Origin of the sequence: Streptomyces sp. NPDC006283, from assembly GCF_040613325.1 — a bacterium.
In the GTDB taxonomy this organism is placed as follows: Bacteria; Actinomycetota; Actinomycetes; order Streptomycetales; family Streptomycetaceae; genus Streptomyces.
On record NZ_JBEXRZ010000319.1, the window covers coordinates 1 to 5,772 of the forward strand.

General features: G+C 66.2%; 4 protein-coding genes and 1 pseudogene. 1 reads left to right on the plus strand and 4 read right to left on the minus strand.

All coding sequences use genetic code 11. The annotated features are described in order from the left end of the window. Positions 1 to 580: 580 nt before the first annotated feature. From ABZ070_RS34880 to ABZ070_RS34895, 4 genes are all read right to left on the minus strand, one after another. The gene (locus ABZ070_RS34880) at positions 581 to 1,723 is read right to left on the minus strand and encodes a glycosyltransferase (protein ID WP_356639922.1); all 1,143 of its coding nucleotides are present in this window, start codon (positions 1,721 to 1,723) and stop codon (positions 581 to 583) included. After that, positions 1,720 to 2,259 (minus strand): putative colanic acid biosynthesis acetyltransferase, encoded by a 540-nt coding sequence (locus ABZ070_RS34885; RefSeq protein ID WP_356639924.1) that lies wholly within the window; start codon positions 2,257 to 2,259, stop codon positions 1,720 to 1,722. The genes ABZ070_RS34880 and ABZ070_RS34885 overlap by 4 nt, the downstream gene beginning before the upstream one ends. Continuing rightward, positions 2,256 to 3,269 carry a GDP-mannose 4,6-dehydratase gene (gene gmd, locus ABZ070_RS34890; protein ID WP_356639926.1) on the minus strand — a complete coding sequence of 338 codons (1,014 nt, stop codon included), beginning with the start codon at positions 3,267 to 3,269 and terminating at the stop codon, positions 2,256 to 2,258. Before gmd ends, ABZ070_RS34885 begins: the two co-directional genes overlap by 4 nt. A 244-nt stretch (positions 3,270 to 3,513) precedes the next feature. Beyond that, on the minus strand, positions 3,514 to 4,626 hold the full coding sequence (locus tag ABZ070_RS34895) for a hypothetical protein (protein ID WP_356639928.1): 1,113 nt from the start codon (positions 4,624 to 4,626) through the stop codon (positions 3,514 to 3,516). A 501-nt stretch (positions 4,627 to 5,127) separates the two neighbouring features. On the opposite strand from ABZ070_RS34895, the pseudogene ABZ070_RS34900 reads away from it, so the two are divergent. After that, positions 5,128 to 5,266: pseudogene (locus ABZ070_RS34900) on the plus strand (transposase); the annotation flags it as partial. Positions 5,267 to 5,772 lie beyond the last annotated feature (506 nt).

A 5,772-nucleotide genomic window follows, 5' to 3' on the forward strand; every position in this document is an offset into this window, starting at 1 on the left:
GCCGGGGGGAACATTGCCCGCACTCCGGGGTGTCGGCTGAAGAGCAGGGCATAAAAGTAGGAGATCACCTCGTCGGCGACCGGGGCGATCTCCGCTATGGTTCGCTGGACGAGGACCGCGTCCGGAGGTACAGAAGCAGCTGCGGACGCCCCGTGCAAAGTCTCCGGGGCTTTGTATGTCTTCTTAGGGACGAACGTTGCGGCGGCGCTGGGCGGTACAGTCCAGCGCCCCTGGCGTGCAGTTGGACGCGTGAAGCGCTCTCGATGACCTCCGAAGGCATATTCTTCGGTCGTCGGCTCTTGGCCGCGTACTCCGTTCGAAGCCGGATGCCCACCGCTCCGGGTGGACTCGTCGGCAGACTTGCTAGTCGGAGTGTCCATATGTTGCCTCGCCTCAAACAACTCGCGGTCGGTCTGCGCGCTCCCGAAACGGAAGCGCACCGCTGCGCTGGGCATCGTCGTTGCCTCACCATTCAACCTAGATCCCCTCATCTACGGATAAGAAGATGGACGGTTTGATTAACCGTAATTTTCAAGGCCTCCTATCAATCCGAGGTGTGCCGGGGGCCACGGCCGCCCACTCAGACTCTCGTGAGGGGCTGGTAGAACTGCTCCAGCCTGTCGGCCACCGCCGCGAGCGAGAACTCCGCCTCGACCGCCGCCCGGCCCGCACGCACCACCCGCTTCCGTACAGGGGCGTCCTCCAACAGCAGCAGCACGGCCTCGGCCATCTGCTCCGGCGAACCGTCGGTTACGAGGGCGGCCCCGTGCTGCCGCAGTACGCCGGCGATTCCGCAACTGTCCGTGCACACCACTGGAGTGCCCACCGCCAGTGACTCCAGGACACTCATCGGGAATGGCTCCTCGACGCTCGGCAACACGTACACGGTGGCCTGCGCGGTCCGCTGCACTGCCGCCTCATGGTCCAGCGCACCCGCGTACGTCACCACCTTGCCCAGACCCTCGTCGGCGATCAGTCGCCGGACCTCGGGCAGCCGCCCCTCGTCCGGACCGTAAACGGTGAACGACACATCGGGCCGTTTACGGTGCACCAGCGCCGCCATCTGAATGAACGCCTCGGGCCGCTTACGGGCCTGCAGGCGGGCGAGGAAGAGCACATCCGCCGTGTTCCGCTCCACACCTGCCGTCCGGGCGTGTACCCCGTTGTTGAGCCTGATCAGCCGCGGTCCGCGACGCGTGGCCTTGGTGATCGGGTGGACACCCTTTAGCACTCGCCGCAGCCCGGCTTCCTCCTCGTCGGTGAGGACCAGGGCCGCAGCCGCCCGACGCAGCAGCGGTACATAGAACCGATCGAAGGTTCGGTCGACGGCGGTGCGGCGGGGCTGGACCATGCCGTGCGTCTGAACCAGGAACGGCCGACGGCGTACCACGGCCACTACGAGCGCGGCCAGCGAGACGAGATCGCGCCCGGCGTGCAGATGCAGGACGTCGGCCCGGCCTGCTCGGCGCCAGAGCAGCCACAGCAGCCCGGGGTGGAACAGGCCGAGGAAGCCCTGCCCCGGTACCAGAGTGCGGGCCGTCCAGGCACGCAGCGGCACTCCGTCCACGGCGTGCGGGGGCGGGCCTTTCCCCTTCCACAGCGAAAGCAGCTCGACGTCATGGCCCCGCGCAGCCAGTTCGCCCAGCTGCCCGGTCGCCACGCTTACCGGACCGCCGTAGGCGCCGTCGTCGCTCACCAGCGTGACGACATGGGTGATCCTCACAGCTTCCCTCCAGTAGTGAGCACGGCCCCCGGGGCGACGTCCCGATGGGCGACGGCGCCTGCCCCGACCACCGCGCCCGCACCGACGGTGACACCGCGCAGCACTATGGCGCGGGCGGCCACCCACGCCCCGGACTCCAGCCGGATCGGAGCATTGTCGAACTCGAAGGAGAGTGAGCGCCATTGGTGGCTTCCGGTGCAGAGCACAGCTCCCTGAGACACACAGACGTCACTGGCGATGCTGATTGGCTCCAGATTGATCAGCCAGGCGTCCTCGCCCACCCAGACGTCGTCGCCGATCGTCAGCTTCCACGGCCACTGCACCCGCACGCGGTGCCGGATGAGCACGTGGTCGCCGACGCGGGCGCCGAAGGCCCGCAGCAGCGGGGGCCGCAGCCGCGGCGGGCACCACCATTTGACGAATACGTGGTTGAGCACGGCGAACCAGGCGGCCTGCGTCAGCAGCCCGCGGCCCTTGTCGTAGCCGCCGCCGCTGAATGCGCGTAGTCGGCGGGCCGTGGTGGCGGGAGCAGTCATCGGTCCACCCGCACCCGGTGGCCCGAGAGTTCGTCCTCCAACTGCCGTACGTCCGACTCGACCATGATCTGTGCCAGCTCGTCGAACTGCACCTTCGCCGACCAGTCCAGCAGACCCTTGGCCTTGGACGGATCGCCTATCAGCGCGTCCACTTCGCTGGGACGTTCGTACTTCGGGTCGAAGCGCACACTGCGCTGCCAGTCGAGCCCGACGGTGGCGAATGCGGCCTCAAGGAAGTCCCGTACGGTCGCGGCCACCCCTGTCGCCACGACATAGTCGTCTGGTTCGTCACGCTGCAGCATCCGCCACATCGCCTCCACGTACTCCGGCGCATAGCCCCAGTCGCGGACGGCGTCGAGGTTGCCGAGGTAGAGGTGCTCCTGCAGGCCCGCCTGTATGCGGGCAACCGCACGGGTGATCTTGCGGGTCACGAAGGTCTCGCCGCGCCGTGGGCTCTCATGGTTGAAGAGGATGCCGTTGACCCCGAACAGGCCGTATGCCTCGCGGTAGTTAACCGTGGACCAGTAGGCCATGACCTTGGCGCATCCGTACGGACTGCGCGGGTGGAACGGCGTCCGCTCGTTCTGCGGCGGCGGGGTGGCGCCGAACATCTCCGAGGACGATGCCTGGTACAGCCGGGTCTGGATGCCGCTGGCGCGGATGGCCTCCAGAAGCCGCACGGCGCCCAGGCCGGTCACATCACCGGTGTAGAGCGGCGCATCGAAGGAGACCCGGACATGGGACTGGGCGCCGAGGTTGTAGACTTCGTCGGGCTGTACATCGCGCAGCAGATTCACCAGCGCGACCCCATCCGACAGGTCAGCATGGTGCAGCAGCAGCGTCTGGCCGGGCGTGTGTGGGTCCTGGTAGATGTGGTCTATGCGCTCGGTGTTGAAGCTCGATGAGCGTCTGATCAGCCCGTGCACTTCATAGCCCTTGTTCAACAGAAACTCTGCCAGGTACGAACCGTCCTGGCCGGTGACACCGGTGATAACGGCGGTTTTAGGCATGGCTTCTCCTCCACAAAAGTGATGAGTAACATGGCTGCGGCCCGGCTCGAGCAAGGGCATCGACGGCGCGATCGGCTACCTGAAGAACAACCGGCGCCGAGGCTGTGCTGAAACTCCGTGCCCTCGCAGCAACGGCGACTTCGGCGCCTACTGGGCTGGCATGAAGAGCAGGAATTCACCCGCGACCTGATCGCCAGAACCCTCATATGATCTGGCTATCGCCGGTAGTTGCGGGTCTTGGGGCTCAGTTCACCACCCAGTGGTGGACGAATCGGGTGTTCCCGAACAGCCAGAAGAACAAGTGCACGTGCCCGTCCGGGCCGAGCACCGTGTGCGGTGTGGGCCAGCGGTTACGCCCGTCGTCTGACGGAACCACGATTGTGCCGGACGCCGAACCCAGCTTAGTCGGTGCGTTGACGAGGGCACGACGAATATTGAACTGGGCATCATTCCACCAGACGTCGTACTGCCCTGATGGGGTGCGGCGCACGTCCAGGTTGAGTCGGGTCGTGGCGTCGCCAACATTGAGCCGCGTCACGTGGCGCAGGGTCGCCCCGTGTGCGAGTTGCGCGGCGTACTGGGCACCTTTCGCGTCGTGAAACCACACGTCCACGCCGTCAGCGCCGGCGACCATCGCGGAGGGCGCCCATGCGCCCGCGAGGGGCTGACCGGCAGTATCGGTCACGCCATTCTCGGGAACCACCTTGTCGACGAATGCCCAGTGCGCTCCCTCATTGGTGCTGACGGCCAGCCCGATGGCCTGCGCGTTCTGCTCCGCCGGGTTGGTGGGCTGGCCGTTGACGATTTGACCTAGGCTGCCGTCATACCAACGCCAGTTTTCCAGCATCGTGAAGTAGAGATACAGGGCGCCGTTATAGCGGACTACCGACGGGTCATTGACCTGAACGTTGCACTGCCGGCGCGGTAGCGCGTCGCAGCCTTGGCTGAAGGCCCGGGGCCAGACCTCGGCGTATGTCCGATTATCATGCCCCGCCACGCGGGTGGAGGGATCGATACCGAACGTGAAGCGGGGCGTACTCCAGGCCGTCAGAGACGGCGAGCTGGTGGAACGGGCCATCCAGATCTGCTCCTGACTGATCGGATAAGTCAGCGCCAGACCCTTACGCTGTGCGGCCGGAACATCAGAGGCAATGCCGCCCAGGAACATCAGCCAGTCCCCGTTGGCCCGGGCAGGGCTCACCACGGCCGGATAGTTCACCCCATTCGTGACGATGGGTGTACTGGCAGTGACGACGTGTGTTTTGGCTGCAGGAGTAACCGCTTGACCGGCGGAAGGCCAGCCCAGTGCCAGGGCGGCGACGACCAACATAGCGGTAAGAAAATGGGCCATCTTCATCAAACGCGCTCCTTGGGCTACTCTCCGCCATGGCGACAAGGGGTGGTGGCCACCTGGGGCTTCCTTGCATGTATGGGCATATCCAGTCCGGTCCGGTGTCCGGATAGCCGCCAAGAGGGGGACACCGGCCACCGAAGCAGCGGCAGAAATAGATGTCCCTCATTGGCTGCACTCAATCTGGCTTTATCGCCACGGCCTCTCCCGGTCCTCCCATGAGACTTGTCGGCCGCAGATATCGTCAATAATGTTGGCATAAGAACCGGAACACCTCGATCAGGGCGGTGGTGTCGTAGCTGCCCGGCTTGAGGTGTAGGCGCACGGACCAAGGTCCGTGCGCCTGGGCGCCTCGCTCCAGCGCGCGGCCCGCACCTCCTCGACCCGGGCGTGCCGCAACGCGTGAGCACCACCCTTCTCCCACACGCGTTTCCACCGCCGCACGCTCTCATCGTGGCCCTGGGGAAGAGATGCTCGCGGCCGTGGGTCGTCTCGGACGAACCCTCTTACCCCGAGCTACTGTGGGAACAGTTCGAGGGGGTGATCTGGCGGTTCCGGTCCAGTGGCCAGTGACGGGAGATGCCCTCCGAGTTCGGACCCTGGGCCACCGTCTACGGGCTTCCGTATCTGGCGGGATGCCGGCGTGCGAAGCACCCGACCTTGCCGTTGACGCGCTGCAACACACGGGCCGGATCCCCGGACGTCGGGGCGGCCGTCTCGGGTGCACTGGGATCTTCGGTGGCGTTGGGCGCGCTCGGATCAGGGAGCGTCTGCGACGCTCATACAGCCGGGTTCTGGCCCCAGCCCGTCCATTACTACTCGGAGTTCCCGTTCTCCCTGCTCTGGCCGTTCGATTGCTGGCCGTAAGAATGGCTGCCCGTGGCCCGGGGGGAAATGCAGGCCACGGCGGCAGAGGGCACACCTAAGGCTCCCACGGCGCCGGCCGCGGTTACCTTCCGGTAGTACGTCTTCCTGCCATGCCTTGCTCATGCGTCACCTCGCTGCTGATCGCGGGGCGCCCCCGGCGTGGCCGGCTCTGCGCAGACCCGACACCTAAGCTGCGGAGACGCTTTACGCCGCCATTCATAGAACCGCCGCCTGGGCGTACCGGTGCCCGGTGGGCACCGGTTCGGCGACGAGCTGGGTGCCCTG

What these genes read in the sequence shown, in the direction of transcription:
- ABZ070_RS34885 (WP_356639924.1), bottom strand. Translation starts at nt 2,259, where the DNA reads ATGACTGCTCCCGCCACCACGGCCCGCCGACTACGCGCATTCAGCGGC.
- gmd (WP_356639926.1), bottom strand. Translation starts at nt 3,269, where the DNA reads ATGCCTAAAACCGCCGTTATCACCGGTGTCACCGGCCAGGACGGTTCG.
- ABZ070_RS34895 (WP_356639928.1), bottom strand. Translation starts at nt 4,626, where the DNA reads ATGAAGATGGCCCATTTTCTTACCGCTATGTTGGTCGTCGCCGCCCTG.